This window comes from Streptomyces thermolilacinus SPC6, from assembly GCF_000478605.2.
Classification (GTDB): Bacteria; Actinomycetota; Actinomycetes; order Streptomycetales; family Streptomycetaceae; genus Streptomyces; species Streptomyces thermolilacinus.
Genome location: NZ_ASHX02000001.1, coordinates 1,448,735 through 1,468,365 on the forward strand (window position 1 = coordinate 1,448,735; position 19,631 = coordinate 1,468,365).

Annotated in this window: 15 protein-coding genes; 5 read left to right on the forward strand and 10 right to left on the reverse strand. The window is 72.7% G+C overall.

Annotated elements, in window-relative coordinates:
- Positions 1 to 39: 39 nt before the first annotated feature.
- A complete protein-coding gene (locus J116_RS05865; RefSeq protein WP_023586165.1) occupies positions 40 to 1,560 on the reverse strand; it encodes a DUF4192 domain-containing protein in 1,521 nt (506 codons plus the stop codon).
- 111 nt (positions 1,561 to 1,671) lie between these two features.
- On the opposite strand from J116_RS05865, the gene J116_RS05870 reads away from it, so the two are divergent.
- Both J116_RS05870 and J116_RS05875 read left to right on the forward strand, forming a co-directional pair.
- A complete protein-coding gene (locus tag J116_RS05870) occupies positions 1,672 to 3,843 on the forward strand; it encodes a RecQ family ATP-dependent DNA helicase (protein ID WP_023586166.1) in 2,172 nt (723 codons plus the stop codon).
- A 217-nt stretch (positions 3,844 to 4,060) separates the two neighbouring features.
- Positions 4,061 to 4,690, forward strand: coding sequence for a hypothetical protein (locus J116_RS05875; RefSeq protein ID WP_023586167.1), 630 nt, complete (start codon positions 4,061 to 4,063; stop codon positions 4,688 to 4,690).
- Between the two features lie 113 nt (positions 4,691 to 4,803).
- Here J116_RS05875 and J116_RS05880 read toward each other — a convergent pair whose 3' ends face one another.
- The 4 genes from J116_RS05880 to abc-f form a co-directional block, all read right to left on the reverse strand.
- Positions 4,804 to 5,436 carry a hypothetical protein gene (locus J116_RS05880; RefSeq protein ID WP_028963729.1) on the reverse strand — a complete coding sequence of 211 codons (633 nt, stop codon included), beginning with the start codon at positions 5,434 to 5,436 and terminating at the stop codon, positions 4,804 to 4,806.
- 87 nt (positions 5,437 to 5,523) lie between these two features.
- Positions 5,524 to 6,234: a ribonuclease HII gene (locus J116_RS05885; RefSeq protein WP_023586169.1), complete on the reverse strand. Its 711-nt coding sequence runs from the start codon at positions 6,232 to 6,234 to the stop codon at positions 5,524 to 5,526.
- A gap of 239 nt (positions 6,235 to 6,473) precedes the next feature.
- The gene (locus J116_RS05890) at positions 6,474 to 7,385 is read right to left on the reverse strand and encodes an ADP-ribosylglycohydrolase family protein (protein WP_023586170.1); all 912 of its coding nucleotides are present in this window, start codon (positions 7,383 to 7,385) and stop codon (positions 6,474 to 6,476) included.
- 41 nt (positions 7,386 to 7,426) lie between these two features.
- Positions 7,427 to 9,037: a ribosomal protection-like ABC-F family protein gene (gene abc-f, locus J116_RS05895; protein ID WP_023586171.1), complete on the reverse strand. Its 1,611-nt coding sequence runs from the start codon at positions 9,035 to 9,037 to the stop codon at positions 7,427 to 7,429.
- A gap of 123 nt (positions 9,038 to 9,160) precedes the next feature.
- Between abc-f and J116_RS05900 the strand changes: the two genes are divergently transcribed.
- On the forward strand, positions 9,161 to 9,862 hold the full coding sequence (locus J116_RS05900; protein ID WP_235617319.1) for a TetR/AcrR family transcriptional regulator: 702 nt from the start codon (positions 9,161 to 9,163) through the stop codon (positions 9,860 to 9,862).
- Positions 9,863 to 10,048: 186 nt separating this feature from the next.
- Here J116_RS05900 and J116_RS05905 read toward each other — a convergent pair whose 3' ends face one another.
- Positions 10,049 to 10,654, reverse strand: coding sequence for a YdbC family protein (locus J116_RS05905; protein WP_028963730.1), 606 nt, complete (start codon positions 10,652 to 10,654; stop codon positions 10,049 to 10,051).
- A 134-nt stretch (positions 10,655 to 10,788) separates the two neighbouring features.
- On the opposite strand from J116_RS05905, the gene J116_RS05910 reads away from it, so the two are divergent.
- The gene (locus tag J116_RS05910) at positions 10,789 to 11,313 is read left to right on the forward strand and encodes a TerD family protein (protein ID WP_023586174.1); all 525 of its coding nucleotides are present in this window, start codon (positions 10,789 to 10,791) and stop codon (positions 11,311 to 11,313) included.
- Positions 11,314 to 11,349: 36 nt separating this feature from the next.
- Here the strand turns inward: J116_RS05910 and J116_RS30760 are convergent, their stop codons facing one another.
- The 3 genes from J116_RS30760 to nrdR all read right to left on the reverse strand — a co-directional run bounded on the left by J116_RS30760 (position 11,350) and on the right by nrdR (position 16,216).
- Positions 11,350 to 11,817 carry a hypothetical protein gene (locus J116_RS30760; RefSeq protein ID WP_235617320.1) on the reverse strand — a complete coding sequence of 156 codons (468 nt, stop codon included), beginning with the start codon at positions 11,815 to 11,817 and terminating at the stop codon, positions 11,350 to 11,352.
- 852 nt (positions 11,818 to 12,669) lie between these two features.
- Positions 12,670 to 15,549: a vitamin B12-dependent ribonucleotide reductase gene (locus J116_RS05920; protein WP_023586175.1), complete on the reverse strand. Its 2,880-nt coding sequence runs from the start codon at positions 15,547 to 15,549 to the stop codon at positions 12,670 to 12,672.
- A gap of 157 nt (positions 15,550 to 15,706) precedes the next feature.
- The gene (gene nrdR, locus J116_RS05925; protein WP_023586176.1) at positions 15,707 to 16,216 is read right to left on the reverse strand and encodes a transcriptional regulator NrdR; all 510 of its coding nucleotides are present in this window, start codon (positions 16,214 to 16,216) and stop codon (positions 15,707 to 15,709) included.
- Between the two features lie 522 nt (positions 16,217 to 16,738).
- Here nrdR and lexA point away from each other — a divergent pair.
- Positions 16,739 to 17,539 (forward strand): transcriptional repressor LexA, encoded by an 801-nt coding sequence (lexA, locus tag J116_RS05930; protein ID WP_023586177.1) that lies wholly within the window; start codon positions 16,739 to 16,741, stop codon positions 17,537 to 17,539.
- Positions 17,540 to 17,629: 90 nt separating this feature from the next.
- Here the strand turns inward: lexA and J116_RS05935 are convergent, their stop codons facing one another.
- A complete protein-coding gene (locus J116_RS05935; protein WP_023586178.1) occupies positions 17,630 to 19,603 on the reverse strand; it encodes an ATP-dependent DNA helicase in 1,974 nt (657 codons plus the stop codon).
- Positions 19,604 to 19,631: the final 28 nt, after the last annotated feature.

Genomic DNA, 19,631 nt, shown 5'->3' on the forward strand with positions numbered 1-19,631 from the left:
CCCACGTGAACGGCCGTAACGGGGCGGGAGTCACGGCCGTCATCGGGCGCTCCCCCAGTCGTTGCCGTCCGCGCATCCCGTACCGGACAGGCCGTCACCCGGTCCTCCGCCGGACGTACGGGACGGATCCTGAAGTCCGGGGCGCCGCTGCACACGAGTCCCAGGACCGGGTCCGGGGCCGGCCGCGTCGGCGGGCCGGGTCGGGCCGGGCCTCGTGGGCCGGGTGCCCGGGGTGGCGGTGCCGGGCCTCGTGGACGAGGTGCCCGTCGCTGTGGTGCCGGGCCTGCCGACCCGGGCGCGCAGCCCTCGCCGTACCGCCCGCGCGCCGGGCCGTCCTGCCGCCCGGCGGGCCGAAGGGCGCCGCGCTTCGGCCTTCGTACGGGCCTCGCGCTCCCCGCGCAGGCATTCGCGGAGCGTCTCCGGGTCCAGCTGTTCGTTGCACGCCTGGTGCAGCAGCCGGGCGAAGGCGTATTCGGGGTCCGCTTCGAGCGCCAGGCCGAGGGCGACGCGGGCGCTGGGCTCGTCGGCCGTGGACCATGCGACCCATCCGGCGAGGCTGAGGGGCGCGGCGGCGTGTTCCCCGTAGACGCCGACGCAGCGGCGGGCCAGGGCACGCCAGAGACGGAGCGCGTGGTCGGCCTCGCGGCCCTCCATCCACTCGGCGGCGCGGTCCCGGGTGCGGCGGTCCTGGAGTCCGACGATCAGTTCGGCGGCCTCCTCGTGGGTGATCAGCGCGTCGTCCCTGGAGTCGGAGGCGTCCTGATCGGCGAGCGGCGGATGGTCGGCGAGCCGGTCGATGAGCCGCTGCGCCAGCCGGATCGTGTCGTCCCGTACTCCCTGGCGCGCCGTGGTGTTGAGGATGCGGTGGACGAGTGCCGCGCTGGCGGTGTCCAGGGCGCGTTCCTGCTCGGCGACCGTGGCGGGGGCCGTGCGGGGCCTGAGCCGCGCCTCCATGTCGCGCAGCGACCCTCGGACGTGGATGCCCGCGTACGCGGCGGCGGCCGCCATGACGGAGGTGCCGGGCGGGGCGAGCGCGGTGCCGTCGGGCGGGCAACAGTCGCTGTCGGGGCAGACGTACGACCAGAACCTGCCGTCGGAGAGGCACAGCGCCTCGTACACGGGGACGTCGAGGGCGCCACACGCCGTGCGCAGCTTCTGGGCGAAGGGTCGCAGCCGCTCCATCACGCGGCGGCCGCTCTCGCCTTCGGCCGGGTCCTGGTAGAGGAAGACGACGATGCCGTCCGGTCGGGAGCCGTGCCGCTCACATCCCTCGATGAGGCACTCGGCGAGTTGCTCGGCGGTGGGCGCCCATTCGCGGGGTGAGCTCGGAATGCCCAGGCGGATCCGTCCGCCGAAGCGGCCTCGGTCGCCGTGGAGGGCGAGGAGGACGACCGAGTCGGTCGGGTGGAAGCCGAGCATGTAGGGAAGCGCGTCGGCGAGCTCGGCGGAACTTCGCAGTGTGATCTTTGGCTCCTCGGTGAAACCGGTGGTGCGGACGGGCAGGGCGCCGCCGGACGGGGAGGTGCCGTGGGGACCGGTGTGGTCGTCGTGTGCGTTCATGGCTCGACGGTCTCCTTCCCTCCGCCGATCCGCGACCCCTGTGGATAACTTTGTCCACAGGCTTGGCGTACCGTTCGCCGGTTGTCGGTGCCGTGCTGTTCCATGTGAGGCATGGAGCTCACGAACGACCAAGACCTGCGTGCCGCCGCGGACGCCGTGCTGGCCCGCCTCGTCGGTGACGCCACCGGCACGGCACGGCTGCGCGAGGACCAGTGGCGGGCCATCGAGGCGCTGGTCGCGCACCGGAGACGGGCCCTGGTCGTGCAGCGCACCGGGTGGGGCAAGTCGGCCGTGTACTTCGTGGCCACGGCCCTGCTGCGAGCGCGGGGCGGCGGGCCCACCGTGATCGTCTCGCCGCTGCTCGCGCTCATGCGGAACCAGGTGGAGGCCGCCGCCCGGGCCGGCATCCACGCCCGGACGATCAACTCGTCGAACACGGAGGAGTGGCGAGACGTCCAGGAGGAGATCGCGGCCGGCGCGGTGGACGTGCTCCTCGTGTCACCGGAGCGGCTGAACAACCCGGACTTCCGCGACCAGGTCCTGCCCGCGCTGGCCGCGGCGACGGGCCTGCTCGTGGTGGATGAGGCGCACTGCATCTCCGACTGGGGCCATGACTTCCGCCCCGACTACCGGCGTCTGCGCACGATGCTCGCCGAGCTGGCGCCGGGTGTTCCGGTGCTGGCGACGACGGCGACGGCGAACGCCCGGGTGACGGCCGACGTGGCCGAGCAGCTCGGCACGGGCGCGGAGTCGGACGCTCTGGTGCTGCGCGGCCCGCTCGACCGGGAAAGCCTGCGCCTGGGGGTCGTACGGCTGCCGGACGCGGCGCACCGGCTCGCGTGGCTGACCGACCATCTCGGTGAGCTGCCCGGGTCGGGCATCGTGTACACGCTCACGGTCGCCGCGGCGGAGGAAGTCGCCGCGCATCTGAGGCAGTGCGGCTACGCCGTCGCGTCCTACACGGGCCGCACGGAGAACGCCGACCGGCAGCAGGCGGAGGAGGACCTGCTGGCCAACCGGGTCAAGGCGCTGGTCGCGACGTCGGCGCTCGGCATGGGCTTCGACAAGCCGGACCTCGGCTTCGTGGTGCACCTCGGCTCGCCCTCCTCGCCCATCGCGTACTACCAGCAGGTGGGACGCGCCGGCCGCGGTGTGGAGAGCGCGGAGGTGCTGCTGCTGCCGGGCAGGGAGGACGAGGCGATCTGGAAGTACTTCGCGTCGGTCGCGTTCCCTCCCGAGGAGCAGGTGCGGCGCACGCTGGACGTGCTGGCGCGGGCGGAACGCGCCATGTCGCTGCCCGCGCTGGAGCCGCTGGTCGAGCTGCGGCGCACACGGCTGGAGACCATGCTCAAGGTCCTCGACGTGGACGGGGCGGTGCACCGGGTGAAGGGCGGCTGGACGAGCACGGGCCGCCCGTGGGCGTACGACGCGGAGCGGTACGCCTGGGTGGCGCGGCAGCGGGCCGCGGAGCAGCAGGCGATGCGGGACTACGTGGCGACGGACGGCTGCCGGATGGAGTTCCTGCGGCGGCAGCTGGACGACGAGGAGGCGGCGCCGTGCGGCCGGTGCGACAACTGCGCGGGGCCCCGGTTCGACGCGAAGGTGTCGGCGAGCACGCTGGACTCGGCGCGCGGTGAGCTGAGCAGGCCGGGTGTGGAGGTGGAGCCGCGCCGGATGTGGCCGACGGGGCTGCCCGCGGTCGGGGTGGAGCTGAAGGGCCGCATCCCGGCCGGGGAGCAGTCGTTCACGGGCCGTGCGCTGGGGCGGCTGTCTGATATCGGCTGGGGCAACCGGCTGCGGCCGATGCTGGCGGAGGGCGCGCCGGACGGGCCGGTGCCGGACGATGTGGTGGACGCGGTCGTGCGGGTCCTGGCCGACTGGGCGAAGGGTCCCGGCGGCTGGGCGTCGGGCGGTCCGGACGTGCCGCCCCGCCCGGCGGGGGTGGTCATCATGGAGTCGCGGACGCGGCCGCGGCTGGTGGGTTCGCTGGGCGAGCGGATCGCCGAGGTGGGCAGGATGCCGCTGCTGGGCTCGGTCGGCTACGCGCCGGAGGCGGCGGACATCCGGATCTCCCGTACCAACAGCGCGCAGCGGGTACACGGTCTGCACAGGGCGTTGACGGTTCCGGCCGACCTGGCCGGCCGCCTGTCGTCGGCGGACGGACCGGTGTTGCTGGTGGACGACTTCTCCGACAGCGGCTGGACGCTGGCGATGGCGGCGCGGCTGCTCCGCCGGGCCGGGGCGACGGGGGTGTTTCCGCTGGTCCTCGCGGTCGCGGGATGATCCGGGACGGTAAAGGGAATTGTTCCGGCCGGGAATTGGGTGTCATAACATCCCATTCCCGTCAGGGGCCGCAATTGCTCGTTGCCGCCCGCCCGTGTGGCCAGAGAGAATTGGATTCCGCCCCGCACGGTCCGTTCGCGGTCCGGAGGGCTGTGTCGCGGCGGGCCCTCACCCGACCCCTGCCCGCTGATGTGGGCGCGTATGCGAAGGGAGGACCGTGACCTTCGGATTCGCTCCGTCCGCAGCCAGCTCGTTCGCCTCGCCTGCCGGTTCCGCCAGCCGTCTCGCCCGTATGCTCGAGCCCGCCGAGTGGGCGGCGGCCGGAATTCCCTTGCTGCGCAATCCTCGTGACATCGTCACGGGACTGCACGCCCGCCATCTGCCGAGGCCCGCGACCGCGGTGGTCGCCGTCCTCGATCACGAAGAACGGCTCGTCGCCAGCGCGTCGTTCACCCCGAGGCCGATCCCGGCGGACGGGTGGGACTTCCGCAACGTGCTGCTGGCGCACTTGCGCCGGGTGATCCCGCACGACCTGCGGCGCCGCACCCCGGTGCGTACGGCCGTCCTGCTCTTCTGCCGCGAGGGCGACGAGCGCTGGACGGAGGAGGACGGGGCGTGGATGTGGGGCCTGCGGGACGCCTGCACGCTGCACGGGCTGCGCTGCGGTGCGTACATCACACTGACCGGTGACGGCTGGCAGGTGATGGGCGAGGGCCGCGGAGGCCGCAGCCCGCACGCGTCGTCACCGCCGACCGACCTGTCGCAGGCCGGGGCCGACGACGCGCCGCCCACGCTGCGCCGGGCGAGCGGCGCCGCCGACGCCCTGCGGCGTACGGCGGCCCGCTAGCGCCTCCTGCCGACCGGAGTCGCGCCGTGCGAAGGCTCACCGGACCGGGCGGCGATGCCGTCCGGGCCGGCGAGTTGAGCCTCCGCCAGAGGGCGGTGACGAGTGGGTCTTCGTCAGAGGGCGGTGCCGAGCGCGGCGTTGATCCGCTTCGGCTCGCCGCAGACGATGAGCAGCGCGTCGGCGCGGGTCAGCGCGGCGCGCAGCGCCCGGGCGGTGGCTGCGTCGTCGCCGCCGTTGACCGCGACGACGACCACGGGCCGGGCCGCGGCACGGTCCAGCGCCGACGCGTCAGCGAAGAACACGTCGTCGCGGGCGTCGTGCTGGGCCCAGTACGACGCCTCGCCGAAGGACAGCTCATGCGTCGCCCACGGGTGCTGTTCGCCGGTGGTGAGCACCAGGATGTCGCCGGGTGCGCGGCCGCTCTCCAGCAGAAGGTCCACGGCCTCCTCGGCGGCGTCGAGGGCTCCGTCCAGCGGGGCGGGGATCAACTGGATCTGCGGTTCGTTCCCGGTGTCTCCGGAACGGTTCTCCGGCCGGGGCGTCGGCTTGGCGCCTGCGGTCTGCTGGCGCGCGGCCGGCGGCGCGGGGCGGGCCGGGCCGGGACCCGGACGGCCGGGACGGGGCGAGGCCGCGGTGCGCGGGCCAGGTACGGGTCTGGGGGTCGGCGCGGGGCGGCCGGCGGCCGGCGTGGCGCGGGGACCCTGGGCACTCTCGTGAATCTGAGGCTCCTCGGGGGTGAGAGGCATAATCGGATGTTTATCAAACGCCGGTGCGAGTGGCATCGGCGGGTGGCTCATATGCGCGGCCCGTCAGGCGGGCCGTCTGGCGGTGGGTCAGAAGTCGAAGCCGAGCTGGCCCCCGCTTTCCAGTTCGGCCGCCTCCGCGGAGACACGGACCTTCTTCAGGTGCCGCCACCGGGGCAGCGCGTCCAGGTAGGCCCAGGTCATGCGGTGGTGCGGGGTGGGGCCGAGTTCGGCGAGCGCGGCCTTGTGCACCGGGGACGGGTAACCGGCGTTCGCCGCGAACCCGAACGGCGCATACGTGTCGTACTGCGACTCCAGTTCGGCCATCATGGCGTCCCGCCGCACCTTGGCGATCACCGATGCGGCCGCCACGGCGACACAGGACTGGTCGCCCTTGATCACCGTCCGGACCTGCCAGGGATCGCCGAGGTAGTCGTGCTTGCCGTCGAGGATGACCGCGTCGGGGCGCACCGGCAGGGCGTCCAGCGCCCGTATGGCGGCCAGCCGAAGTGCCGCCGTCATTCCGAGCTCGTCGATCTCCTCGGGGGAGGCGTGCCCCAGGGCGTGGGCCGTGACCCACTGCTCCAGCTCCGCGGCCAGTTCGGCGCGGCGCTTGGGGGTGATGAGCTTGGAGTCGGTGAGACCGGCGGGGGGCCGACGCAGTCCGGTGATGGCGGCGCACACCGTGACGGGCCCTGCCCACGCCCCGCGTCCGACTTCGTCGACTCCGGCGATGACCTTGGCGCCGGTTGTCGCTCGGATCGAGCGCTCGACGGTGTGTGTGGGTGGTTCGTACGGCATGGCGCCTGACAGGTTACGCCGCCCGTCCCCTCCCGCGACACCCGGATTGGCATCGAGTGCCTTCCGCCTGCCCGGTACGGGTCGGCGGACCGGGGCGCCGGAGGCTGCGGCGGTGGCGGGGCGGGACGCGCCACCGCGTTCCCGACACCATCATAGGTACACCACGGGAGTTGCCCGCCACCCGCCTGACGTGCGCGGGAGCGGGCCTGCGCCCCCGGGGCGGGGAGCGGGGGCGGGCGTCAGTGACCGGGGCCGCCGGGCATCCAGTCGGGAAAGTCCTCGGTGCGGGCGAGCCAGTCGGCGGGAGGCGCACCCGCCGGTGTGGCGGCGACCACACCGCCGACGATGGCGCATGTCGTGTCGACGTCGCCTCCGGCCTGCGCGGTTGTCCAGAATGCCCGCTCGTAGTCGCCGAGGGAGCGGGCCGCGGACCACAGGGCGAACGGCACGGTGTCGTGGGCGGTGGTCCGGCGCCCGCAGCCGAGGACGGCGGCGACGGTGTGGGTGTCGTCGTAGTCGAGCATGTCGCGGGCGCGCCGCAGCCCGGCGCCGACGGCGCTGCGCGGCACGAGGGCGACGACGGCGTCGAGGAAGTCGGCCGGCTCGGGCGGTCCCTGTGGCGCCGCGGCGAGGGCGGCGGCGGCCGCGACCGCCATGCAGCCGACGACCGCCTCACGGTGCTGGTGGGTGGTGTAGGAGGAGATCTCCGCCTGGTGGGTGGCCTGCTCGGGGTCGTCGGCGTACCAGGCGCCGAGGGGGGCGATCCGCATGGCCGCGCCGTTGCCCCAGGAGCCTTGGCCCTGGAAGAGGCCGGCGGCGAGTTCTCGCCAGTCGCCGCCTTCTCTGATCAGGCGGAGCATCCGGTTGACGGCGGGGCCGTAGCCGCGGTCGAAGTCGTGGTGCACGGCGAAGGAGCGAGCGAGGGCGTCCTGATCGATGCGTCCGTGGTCGGCGAGGACGGCCAGGACGGAGCAGGCCATCTCGGTGTCGTCGGTCCACTGCCAGGGGTCGGGTGGCAGCTCGCGCCGCTTCAGCAGGGGGTAGTTGGCGGGGACGAAGAACTGGGAGCCCAGGGCGTCCCCCACGGCCAGCCCGCGAAGGCTGGCGAGAGCGCGTTCGAAGCGCCGGGCGGGAGAGAAGTCAGCGGTCATCGCCTTGCCACTCTATCCGGTGAAACCTCTCCGGTCCGGGCTCAGCGGGTGAGGCGGCCGGCCTCCAGCCGTTGGACGCGGCCGGTGAAGCGGCGGCGGAGCAGGCGGTCGTGGGAGACGACGACGAGGGCGCCGGTCCAGCGGTCGAGGGCCTCCTCCAGTTCTTCCACCAGGCCGAGCGCGAGGTGGTTGGCCGGTTCGTCGAGCAGCAGCAGGTCGGCGGGTCGGGCGAGGAGACGGGCGAGGGCGAGGCGGCGGCGCTGTCCGGCGGAGAGGGAGCCGACGGGTGTGTGGAGGTCGCGGGGGCGGAACAGCCCGTACGACAGGAGGAGTTCCTCCTTCTCCTCCTCCGTGCCCGCGAGGCCCCGGCCGAACGCGGTGAGCAGCCGCTCCGCCGGGCGGCCGACGGGTATCTCCTGGGCGAGGTAGCCGATGCGGCCGCGCCGGGTGACGGTGCCGGAGTCCGGGGCGAGCTGCCCCGCCATGACGCGCAGCAGGGTGGACTTCCCGGCGCCGTTGCCGCCGTGGACGAGCAGCTTCTCCCCCGCCGCCACCGTGAGCCGTTCGACCGCGAGGCGGTTTCCCACGCGCACGTCCGTCAGGGTCACCAGGTCGCCGTCGGCGGTGCCGGTGAGCGGTCGGGCGGCGAAGGCGAGGGGGCGCGGGGGCGGTGGCACCGGGTCCTCGCGGAGGCGGCGCAGCCGCTCGCGCGCGGCGCGCACCCGCCCGGAGACCGACGCCTGGACGCGCCCGGCAGCCCGGTCGTAGGCCATCTTGTTGTTGTCCTTGATCGCGCGGCCCGCCGCGACGCCGTGGGCGGTGGTGGCGGCGTACGCCTCCAGCCGCGCGGTCTCGTCGCACCAGTCGGCGTAGGACTGTTCCCAGCGGCGGCGGGCGGCGGCGCGCTCCTCCCGGTAGCCCGCGTAGCCGTTGCCGTAGCGGACGACGGTGCGCCGGTCGGCGTCAACGTCGAGCACGGTGGTGGCGACCCGCTCCAGGAACGTGCGGTCGTGGGAGACGGCGACCACTGTGCCGCGATGGGCGGAGAGGTCGTCCTCCAGCCAGCCGAGGGCGGTCTCGTCCAGGTGGTTGGTCGGCTCGTCCAGCAGCATCACCTCGGGGGCGGCGGCGATGAGGCAGGCGAGGCCGAGGCGGGCCTGCTCGCCGCCGGAGAGGCTGCCGAGGGGCCGGTCCCGGCCTGTGCCCGCCAGCCCGAGGCCGTGCAGGGCCTTGTCGACCCTGGCGTCCGCCTCGTAGCCGCCGCGCAGTTCGTACGTGGTGAGCAGCTCGCCGTACAGGCCGAGGGTCGCCTCGTCCGCGTCGCCGAGCGCCGCTTCGAGGTCGCGGAGTCGGCGCTCGATGGTCCGCAGTTCGTGGAGGGCGGCGTCGATGGCCTCCCCCACCGTGCGGTCCGGCGGGAGCTGCGGGGTCTGGGCGAGGAGGCCGACACCTCCCTCCGCGACGGTGATCACCTCGCCGTCGTCGGGGGTCTCCGCCCCGGCCAGAAGATGCAGCAGCGTCGTCTTGCCCGCGCCGTTCTCCCCGACGATGCCGATCCGCTCCCCGGGGCGCACGGCGAGGGACACGTCATCGAGCAGCAGCCGCTCACCTCGGGACTTGGTCACGCGGCGAAGGGAGATCTGTGTGGGCAAGGGCACCTCCGGACGAATGGGCGACAGGGCGACGACAGCGTGCAGAGCGCCAGCAAATGCAACTGCAGTGGCGTTATGGAGAGTGTGGCACACTCGTCCCACCTAACGCAACAGGAGTAGCGATTGACTGAGGAAGTGCGGCACCCGGCTGTCCCGACCGGTACCCAGCGCCCCGGCACCCGACGTCCCGGCGGCCGTACGGCGCGGACTCGCGCGGCCGTCCGCGACGCCGTCCTGACCGGGCTGGCCGAGCACGGCTACCCGGGTCTCACCGTCGAGTACGTGGCCGAGCGGTCGGGCGTGCACAAGACGACGCTGTACCGCAGGTGGGGCGGCGTCGAGGAACTGGTCGCGGACGCCCTGGACCTGGCCGGCGAGGACGCCTGGACGCCTCCGGACACGGGCGGCCTGGAGGGCGATCTGCGGGCTCTCGCGCGCGAGGTGTGCGACTCGTTCTCCGACCCGGAGATGGCGGCGGCGCCCACGGCGTTCATCGCGGCGGCGTTCCAGTCGGAGCGCGCCGCCGACGCGCTGCGGGCCTTCTACGCGGAGCGGTTCGCGCGCTGCGAGACCGTCGTCGAGCGTGCCGTGGCGCGGGGCGAGGCCCCGGCCGGTACGGACGCGGGCGCGGTCGTGCGTGCCGTATCGGCTCCGTTGTTCCTCCGGCTGTTCGTCACACGGGAGCCGGTGCACGCGGCCCTGGCCGACCAGTCGGCGGCGGCGACGGTCGCGGCGGTACGGGCGGGCGCGTTCATGCCGCCGACCGGCACCGGCCAGGCCACGGACGGGCCCTCACCGGCACCGACACGCACACCCGACCCCTGAGGCCCCAGCAGCTGGGAGGCGCACCGGCCGGCCGCCTCACCAACCCCCGCGGACCCAGCGGCTGACCGCTCCACCAGCCGCAGGCGCCCCGGCCCGCCGCCCAGCAACCCCCGCCGCACACGGCAGCTGTCGCCCCGGCCGCCGCACCCACCGCTACCGGTGCGGCACCCGCCACGCGGGCGCCCCTCACACCGTCCAGGCCGCTTCGAGGTCCACGACGTCCCCGGTCAGCGCGACGACGTCGGCGGCGAGCTGGGTGCGCAGGGCGAGCCGCTCCACCCGCTCGGCCCGGTACTTGCCGTGCTCGGCCGCCGACTTCCACATCGACAGGACCAGGAACTCGTTGCCGGGGGCCTCCCCGAACATGCCCCGCAGCATGCCCGGCGACCCGGCCATGGCCGGGTTCCAGACCTTCTCCTGCATCAGGGCGTAGTGCTCGACCCGGTCCTCGCGGATGCGGCTGTGGGCGACCCGTACGACGTCGGCGTCCGTGAAGCGCGGCTCGAAGCCCGTCTTCACGTCGAAGCGGTAGTCGAACAGCTTGACCTGTGCGTCCTTGAAAGTGCCGGACTGCGCGGCGGCGAGCCGGTCGTGGGAGCGCGCCATGAAGGAGTCGTAGAAGGGGCGGCTCTCCCAGAAGGAGAAGACATGGGCCACCCCGGGGCGCAGCCGGCTCCAACCGCCGCCCTGTCCCCGGAAGCCGGGTTCGCCCGGCAGCCCCGCCCATTTCCGCTGCCCCCGTTCGAACCCCCTACGGTCCACCACGGTGCAGCGAATCCACTTGACCAGCACCGCGCCATCGTACGGCGCCGAGAACCGGCCGATGAGGCGTTCGTCACTGACGCTCCGTGACACCATGGACAACGGGTTCGGAGCGGAGGGGAGTTGGCCCCTGCGCGATACCGGCCTCCGGAGAGGGGGAAGCCGTGAGCAGTCTGAACAAGGGCGTGGCGAAGGTCGAGGTGGCCCTGAAGTGGGACCCGGGCACCGGCGGCGCGGTCCACGACCTCGACATCATCGCCGCGGTGTACGGCGCCGAGGCCCCGCACGGTGAACCGGCGTACCTGGTGCACTTCGACAGCCGCTCACCGGACGGCACGATCACGCTGAACCGGGACAGCCGTACCGGGCAGGGCTTGGGCATCGACGAGTCCATGACGCTGGAACTCAACCGGCTCGCGCCCTCCTACGCGCGCGTAGTGGTGGGCGTCGCGATCCAGCAGGGCAGCGGCCGGGTCACCTTCGGCGATGTCGCGAACACCGGTGTCATCGTCAAGGAGGGGTACGACGAGCTGTTCCGGGACGACTTCGGCGCGGTACGGGACGCCACGTCCGCGACGGTCGTGGAGTTCACCCGCCAAGGCCCGAGCACCTGGACCTACAAGTCCGCCGTACGCGGCTTCGACTCCGACCCTGACTCCTTCACGCAGCTGATGGGCGCGCCCCGGTAAGGGCGGCCGGGCACGCGGGCGGGGACACGCTCCGAGTCAGATCTCCCCGCCCCCGCGCCGCGCCGTGTGCCCGGCACCCGGCGGCCCGGGGAACGCGCGCAGTACCAGCTCCGGTGCCCTGTGGTCGGCGAGCCGGACCATCCGGGCGTCCCCCGCCGCGAGCGCGTCCCGTGCGACGCGTACCCACTCCTCCCGGTCGAGCAGGGAGACATACGCCCCGCGCAGCGCGTCCCGCTGCTCCGGACGGCAGCCGACCGCCTCGGGAGGCTTCACGGCAAGGTCCTGGGCGAGCCCCGCCGTCGTGGAGAAGCGCTGGACGGTCGGGCCGAGTGACCGCGCGGCCCGGACGTACGCGTCCAGGACCGCGGCCGCGTGCGGGTAGCGGGCGAGGGTGGCCCCCATGCCGTCGCAGTCGCTCATCACCCGCAGCAGCCGTCCCGTGTGGTCCGCCAGCTCCTCGTCGTCGCCCAGCTCTTCGACCGCGTCGTGCAGCCGGGCGGCCAACGGCGGCCTTGCCCGCGAAGTACCCGTTCAGGTAGTCGCCGTCGCACGCGCGGCGCAGCAGCCACGGCCGGACGGCCGGATCGTCGAGGCGGCAGAGGGCTTCCGCGACGTACACGCGCCCCCACCCGGCGACCCGGTCGGCGAGCCACAGCAGGGCCTCCGCGCCGCCGGGCAGCCTCTCCAGCGCGTGCGCCGCCAGCGGCCCGAAGCGGTTGGACAGCAGCCCGATCGTCTGGATCAGCGGGATGTCCTCACGGGTCGCGGCGGCCGCGACCAGGGCCAGCCCCCCGGTGACCGCGCAGCGGTCGGTGCTGTGCCGTACCAGCCACCGGCCCGTCCGCCGCGCTTGGCCCCCGGGGGCCCGTTCGGCCGCCGCCGCGATGGACGCATCGGGTTGGATCGGGATGTGGACGTGGTGGAAGGCGTCGGCCAGGCCGCCCGGGCGGGCAGGGGGCCCGGCGAAGTGCGCGTCCAGGATCAGCGCCGCGTCCCGGCCCGCCTGACGCCGGTCACGCGGCGGCCGTGGACCGGACCGGCCCCGGTGCGCCGCGTCGTCGGGACAGGGGGCGCCGTCGCGCGGAGGGGCCCGTCGGGATGTGACCGGTGCAGCCGCAGCGCGGGCGCGAACAGGGTCGGTTCAGGTCCGGGCAGTGACGTCCCGGGCGTCCCGCTCACCGGCGGGAGGAGGGCTCGATTCTCTTGATCATGGCCGGAGCATGGCATGCCGAGGCGGGGACCGCAAAGCGTCGCCGACAGCACGACGAAGGGGACCGACCCGTGGTCGGTCCCCTTCGCGTACTGCTGGTCAGCTCCCCCTACGGGCTGCCGCGTGCGGCGCCCGCCGGGCCGCCATCAGCTGCAACCGCTGGTGGAGCCGCAGCCCTCGCAGATGTAGCAGGAGCCCGCGCGCTGCATCTTCGTACCGCAGGAGAAGCACAGCGGGGCGTCGGCCTGGATGCCGAGCTGCATCTCGACCAGCTCCGCCGACGTGTGCGCCTGCTTCGGGGCCGGGACGGCCGGGATCTCCGCCTTGGGGGCGGGGGCGGCCTTCGGGGCCTCCTGCTGGCGCGGGGCGGACTGGGCCAGGCCCTCGACGTCCACCTCGTCGTCGGCCGGCTCGTACGAACCGGTCTCCAGGTGGCGCTGACGCTCCTCGGCGGAGTGGATGCCGAGCGCCGAGCGGGTCTCGAACGGCAGGAAGTCCAGCGCCAGGCGGCGGAAGATGTAGTCGACGATCGACTGCGCCATCCGCACGTCCGGGTCGTCCGTCATACCGGCCGGCTCGAAGCGCATGTTGGTGAACTTCGAGACGTACGTCTCCAGCGGCACGCCGTACTGGAGGCCGACCGAGACGGCGATGGAGAAGGCGTCCATCATGCCCGCGAGGGTCGAGCCCTGCTTGGACATCTTCAGGAAGACCTCGCCCAGACCGTCGTCCGGGTAGGAGTTGGCGGTCATGTAGCCCTCGGCGCCGCCGACCGTGAAGGACGTGGTGATACCCGGGCGGCCCTTCGGGAGGCGCTTGCGGACCGGGCGGTACTCGACGACCTTCTCGACCTTCGTCGGCTCGACGACCTCGGCCTTCTTCTCCTCCTTCTTCTTGGCGGAGAGGGGCTGGCCGACCTTGCAGTTGTCGCGGTAGATCGCGAGCGCCTTGACGCCCATCTTCCACGCCTCGAAGTAGATCTCCTCGACCTCCTCGACGGTCGCCGTCTCCGGCATGTTGACCGTCTTGGAGAGCGCGCCGGAGATCCACGGCTGGATCGCGGCCATCATGCGGACGTGGCCCATCGGGGAGATGGCGCGCTCGCCCATGGCGCAGTCGAAGACCTCGTAGTGCTCCTGCTTGAGGCCCGGGGCGTCGATCACATTGCCGTGCTCGGCGATGTGGGCGACGATCGCCTCGATCTGCTCCTCCTGGTAGCCCAGGCGGCGCAGGGCCTGCGGGACCGTGCCGTTGACGATCTGCATGGAGCCGCCGCCGACCAGCTTCTTGAACTTGACCAGCGCGAGGTCGGGCTCGAGGCCGGTCGTGTCGCAGGACATCGCCAGACCGATGGTGCCGGTCGGGGCGATGACGGAGGCCTGCGAGTTGCGGAAGCCGTTCTTCTCGCCGAGGCGGATCACGTCCTGCCAGGCCTCCGTGGCGGCGGCCCAGATCGGCGTGTCCAGGTCGTCCATGCGGACGGCCGCGGTGTTCGCGTCGGCGTGCTGCCTCATGACCCGCTTGTGTGCCTCGGCGTTGCGGGCGTAGCCGTCGTACGGGCCGACGACCGCGGCCAGCTCGGCGGAGCGGCGGTACGAGGTGCCGGTCATCAGCGAGGTGATCGCGCCGGCCAGGGCGCGGCCGCCGTCGGAGTCGTACGCGTGGCCGGTCGCCATGAGGAGGGCGCCGAGGTTGGCGTAGCCGATGCCCAGCTGGCGGAAGGCGCGGGTGTTCACGCCGATCTTCTCGGTCGGGAAGTCGGCGAAGCAGATGGAGATGTCCATCGCCGTGATAACCAGCTCGACGACCTTCGCGAAGCGCTCGATCTCGAAGGACTGGTTGCCCTTGCCGTCGTCCTTCAGGAACTTCATCAGGTTCAGCGAGGCGAGGTTGCAGGACGTGTTGTCCAGGTGCATGTACTCGCTGCACGGGTTCGAGCCGTTGATGCGGCCCGACTCGGGGCAGGTGTGCCAGTGGTTGATCGTGTCGTCGTACTGGATGCCCGGGTCGGCGCAGGCCCAGGCGGCCTCGGCCATCTTGCGGAAGAGGGACTTGGCGTCCACCTCCTCGATGACCTCGCCGGTCATGCGGGCGCGCAGGCCGAACTTGCCGCCGGACTCCACGGCCTTCATGAACTCGTCGTTCACCCGGACCGAGTTGTTGGCGTTCTGGTACTGGACGGACGTGATGTCGTCGCCGCCCAGGTCCATGTCGAAGCCCGCGTCGCGCAGGGCACGGATCTTCTCCTCTTCCTTCACCTTGGTCTCGATGAAGTCCTCGATGTCGGGGTGGTCGACGTCGAGGATGACCATCTTGGCGGCGCGGCGGGTGGCGCCACCGGACTTGATGGTGCCGGCGGAGGCGTCGGCGCCGCGCATGAAGGAGACCGGGCCGGAGGCGTTGCCACCGGAGGACAGCAGCTCCTTGGAGGAGCGGATGCGGGAGAGGTTCAGGCCGGCGCCGGAGCCGCCCTTGAAGATCATGCCCTCTTCCTTGTACCAGTCGAGGATCGACTCCATGGAGTCGTCGACGGACAGGATGAAGCAGGCGGAGACCTGCTGGGGCTGCGGCGTGCCGACGTTGAACCACACCGGCGAGTTGAAGCTGAAGATCTGGTGCAGGAGGGCGTAGGCGAGCTCGTGCTCGAAGATCTCCGCGTCGGCGGGCGACGAGAAGTAGCCGTACTCCTCGCCGGCCTTGCGGTAGGTCTTCACGATGCGGTCGATGAGCTGCTTCAGGCTCGTCTCGCGCTGCGGCGTGCCGACGGCACCCCGGAAGTACTTGCTGGTGACGATGTTGACCGCGTTCACCGACCAGAAGTCGGGGAACTCGACGCCACGCTGCTCGAAGTTGACCGAGCCGTCGCGCCAGTTGGTCATGACGACGTCACGGCGCTCCCACACGACCTCGTCGTACGGGTGCACGCCGGGGGTCGTGTGGATGCGCTCCATACGCAGGCCCTTGCTCGCCTTGTTGGACCCCTTGGCGCGGGAGCCTCGTGCCGGGCCGCTCGTCGTCTCTGTCATGCCGCCTCCCATATACGGGCAAAAACACCCTGATGTGCCCAGATCTTCCAAGGCACGGTTTCCGTCTGTTGTCGTGAGCGCTGCGAGCAGCACCCGTGACAGGTCGATTGGCCGCTCAGCGGCCTGTCGCCGGACCGCCGCGGGTCCGGCCGGCCGCTCAGTCGGCGGAGGCCGCGGGCACCGGGACCGCGGGGGTCGCACCGGTGCCGCCCCCCTCCGCCGGCCGCCGCTCGCGCAGCTCCGCGATGGCGGCCTCGAAGTCCTCCAGCGTGTCGAACGCGCGGTACACGGACGCGAAGCGCAGGTACGCGACGAGGTCGAGCTCCCGCAGCGGGCCGAGTATGGCGAGGCCGACGTCGTGCGTGGTGAGCTCGGCGCTGCCGGTGGCCCGGACGGCCTCCTCGACCCGCTGGCCCAGCTGCGCGAGGGCGTCCTCGGTGACGGGCCGCCCCTGGCACGCCTTGCGCACGCCGTTGATGACCTTGGTCCGGCTGAAGGGCTCGGTGACCCCGCTTCGCTTCACGACCATGAGGGAACAGGTCTCCACCGTGGTGAAACGGCGGGAGCAGTCGGGGCACTGGCGGCGGCGTCGGATGGACGTCCCGTCGTCGGTGGTGCGACTGTCGACGACACGGCTGTCGGGGTGCCTGCAGAAGGGGCAGTGCATGGTCCCAAGCCTCCTTCACAGCACGACTGAATAGCCTCGCGAGGCCCTCCCGGACCCCCTCGAAGCAGCCACCAGCATAGGTGATGCCCGACCCCTACTTGGACCAGGGACCACAACTTCTGGGCGGCTGTCACCATGCAACCACTACATGTAGGGTCTGGGCCTCATTCTCGGTGTGGCGCGTGTCGCGCAGCGCACCGGCTTCCGGGCCGCGGACGAGCCTACGGCACGGCCGTCCCCTGACACGCCCGGGGCACGGGCCCAAGGCGGCCGGGGAAGGGCCGCGGGCGGCGTGTCGCGCCACGCCCGCCGGGGGCGGGCGCCTCCACAGCGGCGGCGGGCGATACCGTAATGGTCCGAATTGCCTTCACGCCGCCCCAGGCGACGAAAGGTCGCACATACACCCAGGCGCACGCACAGGTAAGCCATTCCGCGGTTTTTCACTCGAACGTGTGTTTGGCGCAACCTTTCGAAAGCAACTACCGTTGTGCCAGCCAGGGAGACCATTCGAGAGGGGCCGACGTGACCACCACCGCAGACAGTGCCACCATCACCGCCCAGGACCGCTCCCAGGGCCGATTCGAGCCGGTACACGCCATGACCGTGAAGAACGCGAACGAGGCGGGCACGACGCCCGAGCCCGCCAAGCCCGCACGGGCGCTCCCCGGCCGACCTCCCGGCATCCGCGCCGACAGCTCGGGCCTCACGGACCGGCAGCGAAGGGTCATCGAGGTCATCCGCGACTCGGTGCAGCGGCGCGGATACCCGCCGTCGATGCGGGAGATCGGCCAGGCGGTCGGTCTTTCCAGCACGTCGTCGGTGGCACACCAGTTGATGGCGCTGGAGCGGAAGGGCTTCCTGCGGCGCGACCCCCACCGCCCCCGAGCGTACGAGGTGCGCGGCTCCGACCAGCCGAGCACGCAGCCCCCGGACACGGCCGGCAAGCCCGCCGCGTCGTACGTCCCGCTCGTCGGCCGGATCGCCGCAGGTGGGCCCATCCTGGCCGAGGAGTCCGTCGAGGACGTCTTCCCCCTCCCCCGGCAGCTCGTCGGCGACGGTGAGCTGTTCGTCCTGAAGGTCGTCGGCGATTCCATGATCGAGGCCGCCATCTGCGACGGCGACTGGGTGACCGTCCGCCGCCAGCCCGTCGCGGAGAACGGCGACATCGTGGCCGCCATGCTCGACGGCGAGGCCACGGTCAAGCGCTTCAAGCGGGAGGACGGCCATGTCTGGCTGCTCCCGCACAATGCCGCCTACCAGCCCATCCCTGGCGACGAGGCGACCATCCTCGGCAAGGTGGTGGCGGTTCTGCGGCGGGTCTGACCCCCGCCGGCCCCGACCGGACCCCGGGACCCCTGCGCCGGTCCCGGGGTCCTGCTGTGTCCGGACGCGCCGCTCCCGGCTCGCCGTCCGTCAGACCGCCGCCTCCGCCTTCGCCGCCTGGTCGATGGCGGCCAGCGAGCGGCGCACCTGATTGCGGTCCGTCGTGTACCAGAAGTCCGGCATCGAGGCGCGCAGGAAGCTGCCGTACCGGGCGTTCGCCAGGCGCGGGTCCAGGACCGCCACCACCCCCCGGTCGCCCGTCGCCCGCACGAGGCGGCCCGCGCCCTGCGCCATCAGCAGCGCCGCGTGCGTCGCCGCGACGGCCATGAAGCCATTGCCCCCCGCCTCCTCCACGGCCTTCTGCCGCGCGCTCACCAGCGGGTCGTCCGGGCGCGGGAACGGAATGCGGTCCATCACCACGAGCTGGCAGTTCGGCCCCGGCACATCGACGCCCTGCCACAGCGAGAGCGTCCCGAACAGACACGTCTCCGCGTCGTTGGCGAACGCCTTGATCAGCTCGCCGAGCGTGTCCTCGCCCTGCAACAGCACGGGCACGCCCAGGCGGCCCCGCAGCTCCTCGGCGGCCGCCTGCGCGGCCCGCATCGAGGAGAACAGGCCGAGGGTCCGGCCCCCGGCCGCCTCGATCAGCTCCGCCAGCTCGTCCATCATGTCCGTGCGGCTGCCCTCGCGCCCCGGCGTCGCCAGGTGCCGGGCCACGTAGAGGATGCCCTGCTTGCGGTAGTCGAACGGCGAGCCGACGTCGATGCCCTTCCAGACCGGAAGGTCCTCGCCCTCCACGCCCTCGGCGGCGAGACCCAGCGAGGCCCCCACCCCGTTGAAGTCCCCGCCCAGCTTCAGCGTGGCCGACGTCAGCGTGACCGACCGGTCCGTGAACAGCTTGTCGCGCAGCAGCCCCGACACGGACAGCGGCGCCACCCGCAGGGACGCGCCGAAGCGGTCGTGCCGCTCGTACCACACCACGTCGTACTCGGAGCCGTTCGCGATGCGCTCCGCCACCGCGTGGACGTTCTCCACGGAGGCCATGGCCTGCTTGCGGACCGCGTCCTCGTCCTGGACGGACCGGTCCCTTGTGTTGCCCAGCGCCGTGATCACCGTGCGCGCGGCGTCCCGCAGGGCCATCAGCGCGTACGCGAGGTCCTCGGGAAGCTCCTGGAGGCGGCCGGGCAGGGCCAGCTCCATCAGCTTCTCGAACCCCTCGGCAGCCGTCTGCAACTGGTCGGCGGCCTTCTCGTCCACGAGCTTCGCTGCGCGCCGCACCGCCCGGTTGACCTGGCCGGGCGTGAGCTCACCGGTGGCGACCCCGGTCACGCGGGACACGAGCTCGTGCGCCTCGTCCACGATCAGCACCTCGTGCTGCGGCAGGACCGGGGCGCCCTCGATGGCGTCGATCGCCAGCAGCGCGTGGTTGGTCACGACGACCTCGGCGAGCTTGGCGCGCTCCCGCGCCGCCTCCGCGAAGCACTCGGCGCCGTACGCGCACTTGCTCGCCCCCAGGCACTCGCGCGACGAGACGGACACCTGCCCCCACGCCCGGTCGGAGACACCCGGCGTCAGGTCGTCCCTGTCGCCCGTCTCCGTCTCGTCCGACCAGTCCCGCAGGCGCAGCAGATCCTGTCCGAGCTTGCTGGTCGGGGCGGCCGCCTCGAAGTGGTCGAACAGCCCGTCCTCCTCTTCCTGCGGCACGCCCTCGTGGAGCCGGTGCAGGCACAGGTAGTTGGACCGGCCCTTGAGCATGGCGAACTCCGGGCGGCGGCGCAGCAGCGGGTGCAGCGCGTCCACCGTGCGGGGCAGGTCCCGCTCGACCAGCTGCCGCTGGAGGGCGAGCGTGGCCGTCGCGACGACGACGCGGTCCCCGTGCGCCAGGGCGGGCACCAGGTAGCCCAGGGACTTGCCGGTGCCGGTGCCGGCCTGGACGAGCAGGTGCGTACCGTCGTCGATGGCCTGGGCGACGGCCTCGGCCATGGCGACCTGGCCTGGCCTTTCCGTACCGCCGACGGCGGCGACGGCGGCGTGGAGGAGCTCGGGGAGGGATGGCTTCGTCATAGCGCGTCCACCCTACGGGGCCGCACTG

Coding starts and splice junctions, on each gene's coding strand:
- J116_RS05890 (WP_023586170.1), bottom strand. CDS start 7,385: ATGACCGCTGACTTCTCTCCCGCCCGGCGCTTCGAACGCGCTCTCGCC.
- J116_RS05865 (WP_023586165.1), bottom strand. CDS start 1,560: ATGAACGCACACGACGACCACACCGGTCCCCACGGCACCTCCCCGTCC.
- J116_RS05880 (WP_028963729.1), bottom strand. CDS start 5,436: ATGCCTCTCACCCCCGAGGAGCCTCAGATTCACGAGAGTGCCCAGGGT.
- nrdR (WP_023586176.1), bottom strand. CDS start 16,216: ATGCACTGCCCCTTCTGCAGGCACCCCGACAGCCGTGTCGTCGACAGT.
- J116_RS05935 (WP_023586178.1), bottom strand. CDS start 19,603: ATGACGAAGCCATCCCTCCCCGAGCTCCTCCACGCCGCCGTCGCCGCC.
- J116_RS05870 (WP_023586166.1), top strand. CDS start 1,672: ATGGAGCTCACGAACGACCAAGACCTGCGTGCCGCCGCGGACGCCGTG.
- J116_RS05885 (WP_023586169.1), bottom strand. CDS start 6,234: ATGCCGTACGAACCACCCACACACACCGTCGAGCGCTCGATCCGAGCG.
- J116_RS05920 (WP_023586175.1), bottom strand. CDS start 15,549: ATGACAGAGACGACGAGCGGCCCGGCACGAGGCTCCCGCGCCAAGGGG.